A 14,847-nucleotide genomic window follows, 5' to 3' on the forward strand; every position below is an offset into this window, starting at 1 on the left:
TATGAATGCATCAAAAATTGGGTAATCTTTGAGCACTAATGTAAATTACGTAATTAACCTGGGATTGGTTATAAGTAATTTGAATTAGGCACAAAAGATTATTTTTGTTAGCATGTTAAATATATGAATGCGTCAAAAATCGGGTAACCTTTGAGCACTAATGTAAATTACGTAATTAACCTGGGATTGGTTATAAGTAATTTGAATTAGGCACAAAAGATTATTTTTGTTAGCATGTTAAATATATGAATGCATCAAAAATTGGGTAATCTTTGAGCACTTTCCAAAATAAAAAGCAGGAGCTGAGCCAAAAGTTAAATTTTGACCCAGCTCTTTATTTATTATGAATAAACGTGTTTCACAAGTCACATTTTTATTTTAGTTATTCAACCAAACCATCTTTCCCCTTGAAAATAATATTTAATAGGACTGATGTTATGCTTGCTACAACAATTCCATTTCCTAAAAATAATTGCGCTGTTTTTGGTAAAAATTGAAAAATACCTGGGTACACAGAAACACCAAGACCCATTCCAACAGCCAAAGCAACAATTAGAATATTACGCTCATCAGAAAAATCAACTGCGAAGAGCATCCGCATACCTTGGACACTAATCATTGCAAACATCACTAGCATTGCCCCACCTAAAACAGGAGTTGGGATGATTGTTGCAACTGCTCCAATTTTTGGCAAAAGCCCCATTATCATTAAGATCACTGCTGACCAATAGATTGGACGTTTAGTTTTAATACCAGAGAGTTGCAGCAAACCAACATTTTGTGAAAAAGTCGTGTAGGGAAAGGTATTAAAGATTCCACCGAGAATTACAGCTAATCCCTCCGCTCGATAACCTCTTTTCAGATCATCCGAAGTAATCTTCTTATCCAAAATACTTCCTAATGCAAAAAATACACCCGTTGACTCAACCATTGAGACCAAAGCAATAATTATCATAGTCAGCGATGATGACCATTCAAATTGTGGCGCACCAAAATAAAATGGTTGCGGGATATGAAACCATGCTGCTTCTGAGATTGGAGAAGTTGAAACAAGGCCCATAAATGATGCTGTGATTGTTCCTACAACTAATCCAATCAAAATAGCAATAGAACTAATGAACCCTTTTCCCCAAACTTGAATCAATAGTATGACAACGATTGTAATTAATCCTAGTAAGAGATTTTGCAAACTGCCAAATGTTTTAGCTGCTGCATCACCACCACCAATATTTTGGACAGCAATTGGAATCAAGGTTAGTCCGATAACGGTAATCAATGATCCTGTTACGACTGGTGGAAAAAACTTCTTAATTCTGGCAAATTGTCCCCCAATCAGAAATACAAAAATCCCGGCAACAATTATTGCACCATACATTGTTCCAATCGAAAACTGTTTGCCAATCATTTTAAGCGGTTCAACTGCTTGAATGGCGCATCCTAAGACTACGGGTAAGCCAATTCCAAAATAACGATTCCTTAATAATTGCAATAATGTTGCTAACCCACACATGAAGATATCGATTGAAACCAGATAAGTCATCTGTGTACTATTGAACTTCAGAGCCACACCAATCAACAAGGGAACTGCTACCGCACCCGAATACATTGCTAAGAGGTGCTGAATTCCTAAGATAGCTGCTTTCCCATGTGAAACTTCCTTGAGCTCATCATTATTCATTGTCTTTATCCTCCACAAAATGAACCTGATTGTCAGCAAAAGATGAGATTCGAGCAAGTGATTCAAGCCGAATATCTTGTTTCTTAATTAACTTTGCTCCATCTTGAAAAGACTTCTCAATTGCAATTCCAACACCAACTACTTCAGCTTGCGCTGCCTTGCAGATATCTATCAATCCTTGAACTGCTTGTCCATTAGCCAAAAAATCATCAATAATTAAAACACGATCATTCTTGTTCAAGAACTTTTGATCCACAGAAACAGTATTTTTCACTTTCTTAGTGTATGAATAAACCTCCGCAGTGTACAAGCCTGCATTCATAGTGCTGCTTTTTTGCTTGCGTGCAAATAAAACAGGAACATGCAAAATCAAACCAGTCATTATTGCGGGCGCAATCCCTGATGCTTCGATTGTCACTATCTTAGTGATTTCCTCACCCTGATATAATTTCACAAATTCTTGTCCTAATTTATACATCAAATCAGGATCAATTTGATGATTCAAGAATTGATTAACCTTTAATACATTGCCTGGTAGAACCAGTCCATCTTCACGAATGCGATTCTCTAATAACTTCACTTTTTGTCTCTCCTTTGCAAAATAAAAAGACTTCTTCTACGGTCAAAAACAGTAAAAGAAGCCCACTAAATAACAGCTTTTTTACTTATAGTCTAAGATTTTCGGTCCTAGGTAGAAACTCGTCAACCATATTATGACATTATATAAGCAATATCTTATTGAAGATTAACATATGAAAATCTATTTTTCAACACTATTCATTCGTGTTTGTTTCAGATAAGGTATCATATTTGTTTAATTTGTATGTCTGAATCACATTAATTAGTTTTGCTGCATAATCAGGATCGGTTGCATAGCCTTTTGCTTGTAGCGCTTGAGCTGCCTCCTTATAATTGTTGGCAGTCAAAACGACCTGATAATGCTGACTATCCCACGCAGTTCCTTGCACAAATAGTTTCGTATGCGCCTCAATTGACTGTGTCCAACTTGTATAAACAGCAAAATTAGCAGTTACCGTAATCCATTGACCATTAACATATTCTTTTGTCGTCAAAGCCTTCGCATTTGACGCACTACTCTTTACCCCAAACAGATTATAGTATCGTGCAGCCAGTTGGCTTTGTCCCCAATCAGATTCAAGCGCAGCCTGGGCTAAAGTTATGCTGGTTAATATCTTGTATTGCTTTTGCTGCGCTTGTGCAATTGGTAGCAGTGCAGTAATAAATTTGCGCTTTGTTGCATCACTTATTTGACTAGTTTGTGTATTTTGATTATTTTGTTCACCAACTCTACCTACCCACCCAAGCAACTGCACTCCTAGAATTCCAAGAATCAACAAAGCCACGGCAACATTAAAAATTTGCACGTGCCCATTTGTGTAAAATATCCCCCATTTTTTTTTAGACTTTCCTTTTCTTCTTGCAGAGGGCTTTCTCTTATTAACCATTCGTGTTCTTGTACTTTTTTTCCTAGGCACAAAGACTCAACCTTTCATTTTCGAACAATCTCATTTGTGGAAGTTCCATCTTTTTATCAATGGAACACTAATTAGGGGGGCAACTATTCCAGCAAGAATTGCTTCAGGAATTCCATTTGTTCCTACGACAGTCAATAGATATGGCAAAAGAGCTTTAGCATCAATATGATACAAGATTTGGGACTTTCCTTGATAAAACAGATAAATTTGTCCCAGTACCAAGAGCGTATTGCAACAGGCTCCCAAGATTGCCGCCACCGGTAAAACCCTATAAGGTTTCTTATATCTTTTAAGCGCAATTCCAAATATCCCTCCAGCAACAATACCTATCATGATACGGGGTAATATAGCGATTAATGGATTCACAAAAACAATTGTAGCTAAGGGACTGGTTGGCCAAATAAATGCTCTTACAAAAGTTATTACACCCCAAACACCCCCAACGATTGCACCATCCACTGGGCCAAGTACAAAAGCCGCAACAATGACTGTAATGTGGATTAAAGTTAAGTCTAGTGGGCCAATTGGTAAATATCCTAAAAATGGAACTAGATTTTGGACAATGATAATTGCTGTAAAAAAAGACAAAAAAACGAGCCTTCTTGTTTTTTGATGATTACTCAAATTTTCCAACTCCACTCGCATTAATATAGAATCGATTATAACACAATCCATCTTTTTTTTACTCACAAAAAAGGGGGACAATAATTTAAAATCATTAGCAAATCACTAGTTCAAAGACCCAAGAATAATAATTAAGAATTTGACTAGATGCAAGAAAAGGAGCTGAATCAAAATTTAACTTTTGACCCAACTCCATCCTTAATTATATTCTTAATTTTCGAAAGCTTCATTGATTCAAGCTAATTTTTGGGCTTGATATATTTTGAAGTGCCCCATAATGGTTAGACAAACTGAATAACTGCCATCAAAATTGGCACAATCACAATAAACAATACAGTACTAATTGTTACAACATTTGTTGCATATTTAACATCACCATGAGCCTCATTCGCTAAAATAGGAAGTACAGCAAGCATTGGTGTCGCAGATTGCACAATCAACGTCTGGCTCATTAACGTTGGCATACCCAATCCTAATGATCCACCCAGTTTAATTAATATAATTAAAACCACTGGGGACAACACAAATCGACCTAATAGAGCTAAAATAGTATCTCGATCGAGTTTCATGTTACTTAGACCTGCATCCGCAAGTACAATCCCAATATAAATTAATGACAATGGTGTCACAAGTGAACCTACATATGTCAAAGTTTGTTCAGCAAATGATGGAACTGGAATGCCAATAAGCATCCAGACAACGGCAACAATAAAACCAACAAGTGGCATTGGTAAGAGTTTTTTCCAATTTAATTTTTGTGCCTTTTTCTTACTTTTATCAACAGTTGGGTCATCATTGGAGATTAAAAATACACCAAATGCCCAAGTAGAAACAGTGTTAATGATATAGTAAATTAAGAAGTAAGTTGTTGCTTTTGAACCAAAAAGTGCATTGTTCAATGGCATCCCAATAAAGATGGTATTAGCATTAACAACGGCATTCATAAAAATACCACGGCGTCCTGCTGGAATTTTCAAGACTTTAACTGTTACCCACGCAATTATATAACCTAATATTACCGCTATTGCAGGAAACAGTAGCCCTGTTGATAAACCGAACAATTTACTTCGTGTTAAATTATTCATTACAGCGACAAAGATTGATGCCGGTAAAGCAATTTTAGTAATCAAAGAAGAAATATTCTTGCCAAATGTATCTGAAAACCACCCAGATCTTCTTAGAATGTATCCTAAAGCCATTATCAAGACAATAACTGTTACACTAGAAACTGAAGTTAAAAATACTGTCATTTCTTATTACCCCCATAAATTATTATTAATAAACTACTTCAAAAAATTATTGCTATGAAACAGAGATAATCATGGAATAAGCTGATTATCTCCACAAAGTGAAAAGCTTTTATTTGAAAAATAAATTAAGATACTCATTATTTTCATCTCTAAAAGCATTGCTAAACTCACTTGATATGTTAAACTTGTCTTAATTTATAGTCAAAGTTGCATTATACTATCAATTGTTTTTATATGAAGAATATTATGCTAATTTTACAAGGAGGATTTATTATGAATATTAGGGAGTTTCATTACTTCCATGAATTGGTCAAATACAAAAACTTTTCTCAGGTTGCATCTTTCTTCAACGTGAGCCAACCTACAATCACAATGGCGATTAAACGTTTAGAAACAGAACTTGAAGTTAAATTATTTGTCCGTGATCGCTCTCATAAACAATTAGTCGTCACTCCAAGTGGCGAACAGCTCGATCGGCATGTTACGCAAATATTGAATGAACTAGAAGTCATGAAAAAAGAGCTTGCCAGAATTTCAAGCGAAAAAGTAATGTTTGGTTTACCGCCGATTATTGGAACTTATTATTTTCCACACGTAGCCCCAGAATTATTACGTGCTGGCTTAATTGATAAATTAGATATTTTCGAATCTGGATCAAATGAGATGCTTAACTATATTATTGACGGAACGCTTGATTTAGCCTTAATTGGTTCGATTACACCAATTGTGGACTCCAAACTCGATGCCAAAATTTTCGATCGTACACATTTTAAGATTGCAGTCAGTGAGAAACATCCTTTGGCACAACAAAAAAGTGTCAATTTCAAAGAATTGGCACAGGAAAAGTTCATTATATTAGATGACCGTTTCATTCACTCAATTGCTTTCAGCAAGATGTGTCATGCTAACCAATTTCGTCCGCAGATTATTCATCGCTCCAATGACGTTCATATCTTAAAAGCAATGATTAAAGAAAATATGGGGATAAGCTTCTTAACCGAGTTGGCCTTACCTCCAGAAGCTGGAATCAAAGTCCTAGATATTGCTGATGCTGATCAACCAGAGTTTCTTCTCTCACTTGTATATCGGCACTCGCATATGCTTACCCAACTCCAGCAACGCCTGATAGAGATACTCCCACAGAAAATTAATTTATAAGAAAAAATTTGTGTAATAAAGTAGTAAAATTCGAGCAGCAATACAGAGCTGCGAATTATAGTGGCTTCTAAAAGTTGAATTAAGCAAGACACTTTTAGAAGTTTTTTAGTGTAAAAAAAAGAACTAGATCAAAAGTTAAGTTTTGATCTGGTCCCTCTACCTATTACGAATAAACGTGCTTCATAAATCAAGATTCTCCGTCCAACTTCGAATTACTAACTCGAACCCTCCGACTTACGGTACACTCCCTAACTAATGGATTCTATTTAAAATTCGTCTAAGCTTTCATCAGAAACGACCTCAATAGTTTGGCGTAAAACCCGCTTAAAAATCGCTAGATCCTTTGGTGCAACCTCATCTTCCAAACGATTTTCTAGTCTTTGCCAGAATTCATTATCTGACTCAAGCATCTTGAGATATTTCTCCGTAACCATCAAATGAGTAACACGCCGATCTGTATCATCTAAGCGTTTCTCAATTAAACCAAGTCGCATTAATTTTTTAATATGATAGTTAGTATTAGGTGTTGATTGATCAAGCAATTTTGAAATCATACCAATCGTAGGTTCCTTTAATTGATAAATTGCTTCAAGGTAATAGACATCGATTGCTCCTAATTTTTCGAAATCAGGATCATTTTGACGATGTTCATGTAACCTTAATACTTGCATTAAATTAGTTAAAGACTTTTGTAAAGTTATCACTTTTTTTCCTCCATTTTTTGCTAAATTTATTTATATTCAACTTGAACTTACTTAATATACTAGAATTAATTCTTGCTGTCAAGCTACGATGCCTAAAATCACAACTTAATACAAATTCTTGTTTATCATTATATGCTTTTTAAGGTAAAAAACCAGTTATTTGCCTTAATCCTTGCTATTCATCACCACACATTAAGCTTTTTAAGTGCTTTCATCCTTTTGTTAACTTTCTATTGTGTAAAAAGTTAAACTTCACTTCTATATTATACTATCAAGAACTTTTAAAAAAAAGCTAACGTCAGCCCATCTATATTATTTAAATTACTAAAAAAAACAAATTTTTTCTTATAACTTATAATTTTTTTAAACTAAGAGGTTCCTAATAACAATAAAGAAGACAAAAAAATACCCATATTTATCTAAGTGATTACATGACAATCACTAAGCAACAACAACACACCGAATTATGATAAATTAAAAAATAAATTTAGATCTCATTTTATACTAATTCTTATACCCATAATCATAGTGTTAATTGTTAAAAATATGAATATCCATTCCTATTTCTTTAGAAAAGTTTTAACTTCTCAATCCGTTTTACCGCTTCTACTAGTCGTTCTGGTTCAACTAATAACCCAATTCGGACATATCCATCTCCCATTATTCCAAATCCTTTGCCTGGTGCAACTGCAACATTTGCCTTTTCTAGCAATAAATCGGCAAAGCTCTCACTTGTATAACCTTCAGGGACAGGCATCCAAGCATAGAAGGTCCCTCCAGGAATAAATGCATTCCATCCAATCTTCTTAGCTGCACCGACAAAAGCATTACGTCGTTCTTCGTACTTGCTGACAAGCTTCTTTACTTCAGTCTCTTCTTGCGAATCTAATAATGCCGTAACTGCTGCTTCTTGGATGGCTGGGAAGACACTCACAAACAAATGATCCTGAATCAAGTTAATTGCTTCTATCATAGATGGATTCCCAACAGCAAATGCAATTCTCCACCCTGCCATATTGAAGGTCTTCGAAAAAGTGTACATTTCAATACCAACATCTTTTGCTCCATCAGCCTCCAAAAAACTTGGATTATGATATCCATCAAAGCCTATTGCCCCATATGCAAAATCACTCACAATTCCTATATTATATTTACGTGCAAAAGCAACTGTCCTCTTATAAAATTCTTTGGTAGCAACTGCTCCTGTTGGATTGTTCGGGTAGTTCAAATAAATAAATTTTGCTTTTTTTGCAGTTTCTTCGTCAATGTCTTGATAATCTGGCAAAAAATTGTTCTCCCTTTTTAATGGGAAAGTTTCATAATTAACCTTACCCAAGCTTACTCCTGATAGATAATCTGGATAACCTGGATCTGGCAGCAGCAATAGTTCAGCTGGATTCATCAATGCCCATGGTAATTCAACCAGTCCAATTTTTGAACCGCCTAAGATTGCAACTTCAGACTCAGGCTCCAAATCAACTCCGTACTTTTCCTTATAGAATTTTGCAGCAGCAACTTTAAGTGCATGGAGACCCCTAAACTGCGAATATTTGTGGTTGATTGGCTGAGTTGCTTGTTCTTGCAACTCTTTAACAATATAGTCAAATGTCGGCTGATCAGGATTCCCTTGTCCAAGATTGATTACATCATTTCCAGCAGCAACCTTCTGATTAACCTTGGCTACAAGTGTTGCAAAAAATTGCGTTGGTAAATTCTTTAAAAGTTCTGATTCTTCAAAAAACATTATGCATTTCTCCTTCTTTAGATGCTTGTTCTTCATTAATATAGTTCTGGCCGGCGATCTTTGAAGACCGGTATATTTCCCCGCACTTGTATTAAATCATCTAGATCAAATTCACAGGTAAAAATTCCTTCTACATCTGTAGTACCTTCTATTAAGATCTTACCTAATGGATCAATCACTAAGGAATGACCGTTAAAACTATCCTTAGGTGCTTCACCAACACGATTAACTGCAACTACAAATGCTTGATTTTCAACTGCACGTGCACATAATAGCATTTTCCATTGCGCAATGCGCTTAGTTGGCCATTGTGCACTCACAAAAAGTATCTGTTGCCCATTTGACATCAACTTACGTTCCCATTCTGGAAAACGAATGTCATAACAAATTACCCCCGCTGCCTTGATATCATCCAGCACGAATTGATTTTGAGTTGAACCAGCACTGATAAAATCATCTTCATTCATCAGACCAAATAAATGAACCTTCTGATATTGGCTAACTAAATTACCTTTACGATCAAATACATAACTTGTATTGTAGAATTTTCCATCCTCTTTAGTTGCCACTGAACCGCCGACAATGTTAACTGCAAACCGTTTGGCGAGTTTTGCGAGAAAAGCCCTAGTTCTTTTGCCATCTTGATCTGCAATCTCTCCCAGCTCGTCCAAGGCATATCCTGTATTCCACATTTCAGGTAATACTAAGACATCTGGCTTACTAAGAACTGCTTTTCTAATATACTTCTCAACATTAATGTAATTAGCTTCTGGATTACCAAAAGTTATGTCCAATTGTAAAAGACTTGCTTTGAATTTTTTCATATCTACCTGCTTTCTAATAACTTGTATTATCTTTTCTTTACCAAAAAAAGACTCATCCCTTGTATGTAAGGACGAGTCTCGTGTTACCACCTTGATTTGTGCTATCTTCATAGATAACACCTCCACAGCTAAAAACATGTAATTTAGCATGTGTCAATAACGTGCACAAATCCGTTGCTAGCTCACAAGTTGCTAAGCACCATTCCAAGCTCATTTTCTATGCATTCATTTACTCTCTCACACCAACTGAGAGCTCTCTCAAAAATTTACACATATACTCTACTTTTCATTATGTTATTCATTTTAATGTTCACAAGGCTATTTTATCTGAAAAGACAGTTATGTCAAGATTAAAATCTTTTTTTACTTGACATTCACTAATTTAAAATTTAAATTGATAACAGTGTTTTACTGAAATTTTAGTAACGGGGAGGAACTTAAAATGCGCAAAATTGGAATAATTGGTTTAGGACATGTTGGTGCCACGATTGCCTATACTTTAGTTACAAAGGGAATTGCCGATGAATTAGTTATTATTGATACTAATGATGACAAGACAACCGCAGAAGAATATGACTTGCGTGATACACTTGCACGACTAGACACGTTCACCAAGATTATCCCACAGGATTATGACTCACTATCTGATGCTGATGTCGTCATCACTGCCTTTGGAAACATCGATTCCATCAAAATGGATGGTGATCGCTTTGGAGAGCTTAATTTCAATACAGAAGCGGTTGAAGAAGTTGCAGCAAATCTTAAAACATCTGGATTCCATGGTGTTGTTATCAATATCAGTAATCCTTGTGATGTAATTACCACGTTATTGCAACAACAGACTGGTCTCAGCAAAGCACAAGTCTTCGGAACCGGAACATTCTTGGATACAGCTAGAATGCAACGCGCCGTTGGTCAAGCTCTCCACGAAGATCCTAAAAATGTCAGCGGATATGTTTTGGGTGAACACGGTGAATCCCAATACACTGCATGGACAACTATTGAAGTTAAAGGTCATCCAATCATTAAAATCGCAGAGGAAAAAGGTCTCGATTTAACCTCACTCGATCAACAGGCGCGCCGTGGCGGTTGGTTAGTCTTCTCTGGCAAACACTATACTTGCTATGCAATCGCGACCTGTGCAATCAAGTTGACACAGGCAGTTCTTTCAGATGCACATTTAGCCTGTCCAACTTCTGTCTATCTTGAAGAATACGGTCATTACATTGGTTACCCTGCAGTCGTTGGTCGCAAAGGAATAATTGAAGTCAACTCAATTTCATTGTCAATTGAAGAAAAAGTTCAGTTAGACAACTCCGCTAAGATTATTAAGGAAAAACTAAATAAATAAAAAGTGCTATGTAACATATAGAAGTTACATTTCTAAACCCCAAGTTTTAAGAATTGCAAATTATTTAAAAGGATGATGCCAGAAAATCTATAACGGTATCATCTTTTTACTTATAAAAAAAATTTTACTTTTAATCGTGTGCTATTCTCTTCATCTCAATTCTTCCCCAAACAATATTGATTAAGAAACCGCTAATTGCTGCACCCACCGCTAAAAACTTGATATTATTGGAACCTACAACTGCTAACATTACGGGTATTCTTTGTAACATCCCAACAGCAGCCATCAATACAATAAAAGGAGTAATACTATACAGTTCTCTTTTTCTTCCAATAATAATCCAGCCGAGAAAAATTGCTGTGACGGTTAACATTAGAATTACATCACCTGGATACACCAACTTAGCTATCCAAATTGGTGGTGTAAATACACTAATTGTCACAAACGCACCTGTGATACAAGTAAAGAAAATAGTTCCAATGATAAATTGAACGATTTTTGATTTTCTAAATGGATTATTTTCACTCAAATAAATTGATTTATGAACTGCCTCAAAAACAATTACTACCATTCCCAGCGAAAGCAATGCAATCAATATATATTCGAGAATATTTATTTTTAGTGCACCTCTCTTTGCAAAGTCACTAATAAATGATATTGCCCAATATATCCCAATTGGTAATAATATTAACTCCATGATTTCGCGATAGCCTGCATGCCTAAAATTTTTAATCATACTGTCGGCAAGCTTACGACTATCCTTGCCAAAATATTCTTGTGCTGTCTGCCCATTTTCTTGTGCTTCAATCAAATCAACACAAACATTATAAGATTGTTCTGTCACATCTAATTCATCATAAAAAAGACTGGATGTAATCAAGTAACCTCTGAGATCATCAAAAAAGGTTGCATTTTCACCCTCTAACTTTTTCTGTAACTCGTTCATCTTATTTCTGATACCTTCAACCTGCTTGTCTCTACTACTCATCCGATTTCCCCCTACTTGAAGATCTGATTAACACTTCCATTAATTTCACGCCAGTCATACATAAAAATTGCTAGTTTTTCTTGCCCTGTTAGAGTTATATTGAAATACTTGCGGCTTGGTCCTTCAGGTGAAGGTTTCATCACACCAGTAATCAGTTCTTTTTTTTCTAATTTCTGCAAAATAGGATAAATAGTTCCACCAATTACATCCTTGAACCCGGCTGTTCGTAATTCTTGAACCAACTGATACCCATAGGTTTCGTGTTTTGAAATTACTTGCAAAACGCAACCTTCAAGTACACCTTTCAGCATTTGTGTTTTGCTCAAATTGATAACTCCTTTCCAACTAGTATGTAATGCTAACTACCATAAAAAGATAACATAGGGGGAGTAGTTTGTAAAGCATAGTAGTGAAAATATACCTTTATCCTTATTCGAATTCAAATAGGAAGTTTTTATCCACAAGTGCTACGATTTCTTCGGGTGTTTCTTTTTGTCCAGAATTAATCCATTCTTGAATTACACCGAACAGAGCATTGCTAAAAAAACTGAGAAAATAGCGCTCTTCAGTTGTGTTTTCGAACTTGAGATTTGTAAGTGGTAAAATATTTTCACGTGCATTCTCACGCATCAAATAACGAATATTATCTTGAATTTCACTTGACCCATGACTCGAAATCAATAATGCTAGTACCCTTCCTTCTCCCAAAAGCAAGTTTAACATTGTCAGCATCAATTCCCTACGTTTAACGATGATAGATTCTTTGATAAGCCGGTTTCCCGTCTCAATTAATTCAAGTTGACATTGCTTTGCTAAATCATATTTATCAGTATAATGAAGGTAAAATGCACTGCGACTTATTTGTGCTGCTTCACAAATATCTTTAATTGAAATCTTCTCAAAATCTTTATTTTGCAACAATACCTCAATTGCCCTTAAGATTGCAATTTTCGTCTTTTGGTACCTCAAATCCATCATGCAGGTTCCACCTTTCACAACCTAAAAATCAATTTTCTTAATCTGTCCATTATCTCGTCTTTTTGCTTGTAGAATTTATAAAAACTCTTATACTTCAAATATATATATAATAAACACAATGTACATTAAAAGTAAAAAGGAGGATTTATCCATGACCGATTTTAATTATACAATCGCATCAATCAACCATGCTTCTAAATCTTTTGGTCAAAAAAAAGTGCTCAGCGATATTACATTAAACATCAAACAAGGCCAAATAATTGGCTTAATCGGCCCAAGTGGTTCTGGTAAAACAACAACTATCAAGTGTCTGCTAGGTATGGAGAAACTTGATACTGGATCTGCTGCCATTTTTGGAGAAAAGATGCCCAACCGTCAAATTCTTGAGAAGATTGGATACATGGGCCAAACAGATGCTTTATATGAAACACTGACCGCGCTAGAAAACCTAACTTTCTTTGGTAACCTTATGGGAATTACGGGTGCAGAACTAACCGCTGCTATTAATAAAAATATATCCCTAGTCAACCTAACAGATTCACTGCACCAAATTGTCGCTGCTTTTTCCGGTGGAATGAAACGCCGTCTTTCCCTGGCTATTGCATTATTAGCCAATCCTGATTTGATTATCTTGGATGAACCAACAGTTGGAATTGACCCTAGTTTGCGACTTGACATTTGGACACAGTTACGTGCTCTGGCAACTATTCAAAAAGCAATTATTGTGACAACACATGTTATGGACGAAGCAGAAAAATGCGATTTAGTCGGACTAATTATCAATGGTAAGATTTTCGCATTAGGTACTCCAAACGAGTTGAAAAAGAAGTTCAATGCAACCAGTATTGAAGAAGTCTTTTTGAAAGCAGAGGTGAGTTCAAAATGATTCAGTTCAAAGCCGTTCTAGTTAGAGTAATCAAAGAAATCATCCGTGATAAAAGAACTCTCGCATTGATGCTATTAGCTCCCATCTTAATTCTGACATTAATGAACTTAGTCTTTAATTCAAATACTGATACAAAACTTAAACTTGGTGTTACCACTAGTGTTCCTCACAAAATCATTCAATCACTCCCAAATTCCAAGGTGAGCATCCATCATTATCAAAACTCACACAACCATACGCAGAAGATTCAAGCTGCCAATCTGGATGCTTTTGTTACACGTAACAAAAATAAACTTGAGATTACATATGAGAATGAGGATCCTACGAAAAGTGCGCAAGTTAAAAGCCTGTTTGCAAATGCACTATTAGCATCAAATATTAAAGAATTGTCTGCAACTCTGAAAGAAATGCCGCTCCAACCTTCTACAAAACGAACTTCTTTGAATTTCAAAATAAAAAACTCATATCTTTATGGTAATTCGAATAGTACCTTTTTTGATAAAATCTTTCCTGTCTTAATTGGTTTCTTTGTTTTTTTCTTTGTTTTTCTAATTTCCGGAATTGCACTTATCAGAGAACGTACGTCTGGAACTTTAGATCGTCTTTTAGCAACACCAATCCGTCGAAGTCAGCTAGTTTTTGGCTACCTTGCCGGCTATGGGTTGTTTGCAATCTTGCAAACTCTTTTAATCGTCCTATTTGCTATTTATATTCTCCAAGTTGAAATAGTTGGCAATCTTTTCTTAGTGTTACTGACGAATATTCTAGTTGCTCTAGTAGCACTTGTAATCGGTCTATTTGTATCAACCTTCGCCAACTCTGAATTCCAGATGATGCAATTTATTCCAATTATTGTTGTACCACAAGTTTTTTTCTCAGGGATCATTCCATTAGATACAATGGCTCACTGGGTCAAATTCATTAGTTATCTATTGCCACTAAGCTATGCAGGAGATGCACTGACAGATGTAATGATCAAAGGGCAGGGCTTGAATGCTATAGCGAAAGACTGGTTAATTCTTCTAGTTTTTCTAGTTATTTTTACATTCTTAAACATCGTTGGCCTCAAACGATATCGAAAGGTGTAAAGCACAATTTGGTAGCAAGCCTCCAAAATTAGACCCATACATTGGTAATAGTTTAGCATGCGTTTCTGTTCAATAAAA

Annotated in this window: 15 protein-coding genes, 1 riboswitch and 1 other annotated feature; of the genes, 4 read left to right on the plus strand and 11 right to left on the minus strand. The window is 35.6% G+C overall.

Going from position 1 to position 14,847, the window contains the following annotated elements:
* Nucleotides 1–382 precede the first annotated feature (382 nt).
* The 5 genes from FFX44_RS07810 to FFX44_RS07830 all read right to left on the minus strand — a co-directional run bounded on the left by FFX44_RS07810 (nucleotide 383) and on the right by FFX44_RS07830 (nucleotide 5,048).
* A complete protein-coding gene (locus FFX44_RS07810; RefSeq protein ID WP_289979538.1) occupies nucleotides 383–1,678 on the minus strand; it encodes a nucleobase:cation symporter-2 family protein in 1,296 nt (431 codons plus the stop codon).
* Nucleotides 1,671–2,258: a xanthine phosphoribosyltransferase gene (locus FFX44_RS07815; RefSeq protein ID WP_289979541.1), complete on the minus strand. Its 588-nt coding sequence runs from the start codon at nucleotides 2,256–2,258 to the stop codon at nucleotides 1,671–1,673. The genes FFX44_RS07810 and FFX44_RS07815 overlap by 8 nt, the downstream gene beginning before the upstream one ends.
* A 68-nt stretch (nucleotides 2,259–2,326) precedes the next feature.
* A riboswitch (purine riboswitch) is annotated at nucleotides 2,327–2,425 on the minus strand.
* A gap of 26 nt (nucleotides 2,426–2,451) precedes the next feature.
* Nucleotides 2,452–3,174, minus strand: coding sequence for a glycoside hydrolase family 73 protein (locus tag FFX44_RS07820; RefSeq protein WP_289979543.1), 723 nt, complete (start codon nucleotides 3,172–3,174; stop codon nucleotides 2,452–2,454).
* Between the two features lie 30 nt (nucleotides 3,175–3,204).
* Nucleotides 3,205–3,798 (minus strand): ECF transporter S component, encoded by a 594-nt coding sequence (locus tag FFX44_RS07825; protein ID WP_289979546.1) that lies wholly within the window; start codon nucleotides 3,796–3,798, stop codon nucleotides 3,205–3,207.
* Nucleotides 3,799–4,079: 281 nt separating this feature from the next.
* A complete protein-coding gene (locus FFX44_RS07830) occupies nucleotides 4,080–5,048 on the minus strand; it encodes an AEC family transporter (protein WP_289979548.1) in 969 nt (322 codons plus the stop codon).
* A gap of 273 nt (nucleotides 5,049–5,321) precedes the next feature.
* Here FFX44_RS07830 and FFX44_RS07835 point away from each other — a divergent pair, with 273 nt between their 5' ends.
* Nucleotides 5,322–6,206 carry a LysR family transcriptional regulator gene (locus tag FFX44_RS07835; protein ID WP_289979552.1) on the plus strand — a complete coding sequence of 295 codons (885 nt, stop codon included), beginning with the start codon at nucleotides 5,322–5,324 and terminating at the stop codon, nucleotides 6,204–6,206.
* Between the two features lie 266 nt (nucleotides 6,207–6,472).
* Here FFX44_RS07835 and FFX44_RS07840 read toward each other — a convergent pair whose 3' ends face one another.
* The 3 genes from FFX44_RS07840 to FFX44_RS07850 form a co-directional block, all read right to left on the minus strand.
* Nucleotides 6,473–6,910, minus strand: a complete 438-nt coding sequence (locus tag FFX44_RS07840; protein ID WP_289979555.1) for a MarR family winged helix-turn-helix transcriptional regulator — start codon at nucleotides 6,908–6,910, stop codon at nucleotides 6,473–6,475.
* Nucleotides 6,911–7,478: 568 nt separating this feature from the next.
* Nucleotides 7,479–8,654: a pyridoxal phosphate-dependent aminotransferase gene (locus tag FFX44_RS07845; protein WP_289979557.1), complete on the minus strand. Its 1,176-nt coding sequence runs from the start codon at nucleotides 8,652–8,654 to the stop codon at nucleotides 7,479–7,481.
* A 35-nt stretch (nucleotides 8,655–8,689) separates the two neighbouring features.
* Nucleotides 8,690–9,478: a carbon-nitrogen family hydrolase gene (locus FFX44_RS07850; protein WP_289979558.1), complete on the minus strand. Its 789-nt coding sequence runs from the start codon at nucleotides 9,476–9,478 to the stop codon at nucleotides 8,690–8,692.
* Between the two features lie 64 nt (nucleotides 9,479–9,542).
* Nucleotides 9,543–9,777 (minus strand) — a binding site (T-box leader).
* 143 nt (nucleotides 9,778–9,920) lie between these two features.
* Here FFX44_RS07850 and FFX44_RS07855 point away from each other — a divergent pair.
* The gene (locus FFX44_RS07855; protein WP_289979560.1) at nucleotides 9,921–10,829 is read left to right on the plus strand and encodes an L-lactate dehydrogenase; all 909 of its coding nucleotides are present in this window, start codon (nucleotides 9,921–9,923) and stop codon (nucleotides 10,827–10,829) included.
* 130 nt (nucleotides 10,830–10,959) lie between these two features.
* Here FFX44_RS07855 and FFX44_RS07860 read toward each other — a convergent pair whose 3' ends face one another.
* The 3 genes from FFX44_RS07860 to FFX44_RS07870 all read right to left on the minus strand — a co-directional run bounded on the left by FFX44_RS07860 (nucleotide 10,960) and on the right by FFX44_RS07870 (nucleotide 12,795).
* Entirely contained in the window at nucleotides 10,960–11,817 is an 858-nt protein-coding gene (locus FFX44_RS07860) for a hypothetical protein (RefSeq protein WP_289979562.1), read from the minus strand.
* An 11-nt stretch (nucleotides 11,818–11,828) separates the two neighbouring features.
* The gene (locus FFX44_RS07865; protein WP_289979565.1) at nucleotides 11,829–12,143 is read right to left on the minus strand and encodes a PadR family transcriptional regulator; all 315 of its coding nucleotides are present in this window, start codon (nucleotides 12,141–12,143) and stop codon (nucleotides 11,829–11,831) included.
* A 103-nt stretch (nucleotides 12,144–12,246) separates the two neighbouring features.
* Nucleotides 12,247–12,795: a TetR/AcrR family transcriptional regulator gene (locus FFX44_RS07870; protein ID WP_289979566.1), complete on the minus strand. Its 549-nt coding sequence runs from the start codon at nucleotides 12,793–12,795 to the stop codon at nucleotides 12,247–12,249.
* 151 nt (nucleotides 12,796–12,946) lie between these two features.
* Here FFX44_RS07870 and FFX44_RS07875 point away from each other — a divergent pair, with 151 nt between their 5' ends.
* Nucleotides 12,947–13,681, plus strand: a complete 735-nt coding sequence (locus FFX44_RS07875) for an ABC transporter ATP-binding protein (protein ID WP_289979567.1) — start codon at nucleotides 12,947–12,949, stop codon at nucleotides 13,679–13,681.
* Nucleotides 13,678–14,769, plus strand: a complete 1,092-nt coding sequence (locus FFX44_RS07880; RefSeq protein WP_289979568.1) for an ABC transporter permease — start codon at nucleotides 13,678–13,680, stop codon at nucleotides 14,767–14,769. The genes FFX44_RS07875 and FFX44_RS07880 overlap by 4 nt, the downstream gene beginning before the upstream one ends.
* Nucleotides 14,770–14,847: the final 78 nt, after the last annotated feature.

Origin of the sequence: Lactobacillus sp. UCMA15818, assembly GCF_030400225.1 — a bacterium.
Classification (GTDB): domain Bacteria; phylum Bacillota; class Bacilli; order Lactobacillales; family Lactobacillaceae; genus Liquorilactobacillus.

What these genes read in the sequence shown, in the direction of transcription:
- FFX44_RS07860 (WP_289979562.1), bottom strand. Translation starts at nt 11,817, where the DNA reads ATGAGTAGTAGAGACAAGCAGGTTGAAGGTATCAGAAATAAGATGAAC.
- FFX44_RS07880 (WP_289979568.1), top strand. Translation starts at nt 13,678, where the DNA reads ATGATTCAGTTCAAAGCCGTTCTAGTTAGAGTAATCAAAGAAATCATC.
- FFX44_RS07870 (WP_289979566.1), bottom strand. Translation starts at nt 12,795, where the DNA reads ATGATGGATTTGAGGTACCAAAAGACGAAAATTGCAATCTTAAGGGCA.
- FFX44_RS07830 (WP_289979548.1), bottom strand. Translation starts at nt 5,048, where the DNA reads ATGACAGTATTTTTAACTTCAGTTTCTAGTGTAACAGTTATTGTCTTG.
- FFX44_RS07855 (WP_289979560.1), top strand. Translation starts at nt 9,921, where the DNA reads ATGCGCAAAATTGGAATAATTGGTTTAGGACATGTTGGTGCCACGATT.
- FFX44_RS07810 (WP_289979538.1), bottom strand. Translation starts at nt 1,678, where the DNA reads ATGAATAATGATGAGCTCAAGGAAGTTTCACATGGGAAAGCAGCTATC.
- FFX44_RS07875 (WP_289979567.1), top strand. Translation starts at nt 12,947, where the DNA reads ATGACCGATTTTAATTATACAATCGCATCAATCAACCATGCTTCTAAA.
- FFX44_RS07850 (WP_289979558.1), bottom strand. Translation starts at nt 9,478, where the DNA reads ATGAAAAAATTCAAAGCAAGTCTTTTACAATTGGACATAACTTTTGGT.
- FFX44_RS07835 (WP_289979552.1), top strand. Translation starts at nt 5,322, where the DNA reads ATGAATATTAGGGAGTTTCATTACTTCCATGAATTGGTCAAATACAAA.
- FFX44_RS07845 (WP_289979557.1), bottom strand. Translation starts at nt 8,654, where the DNA reads ATGTTTTTTGAAGAATCAGAACTTTTAAAGAATTTACCAACGCAATTT.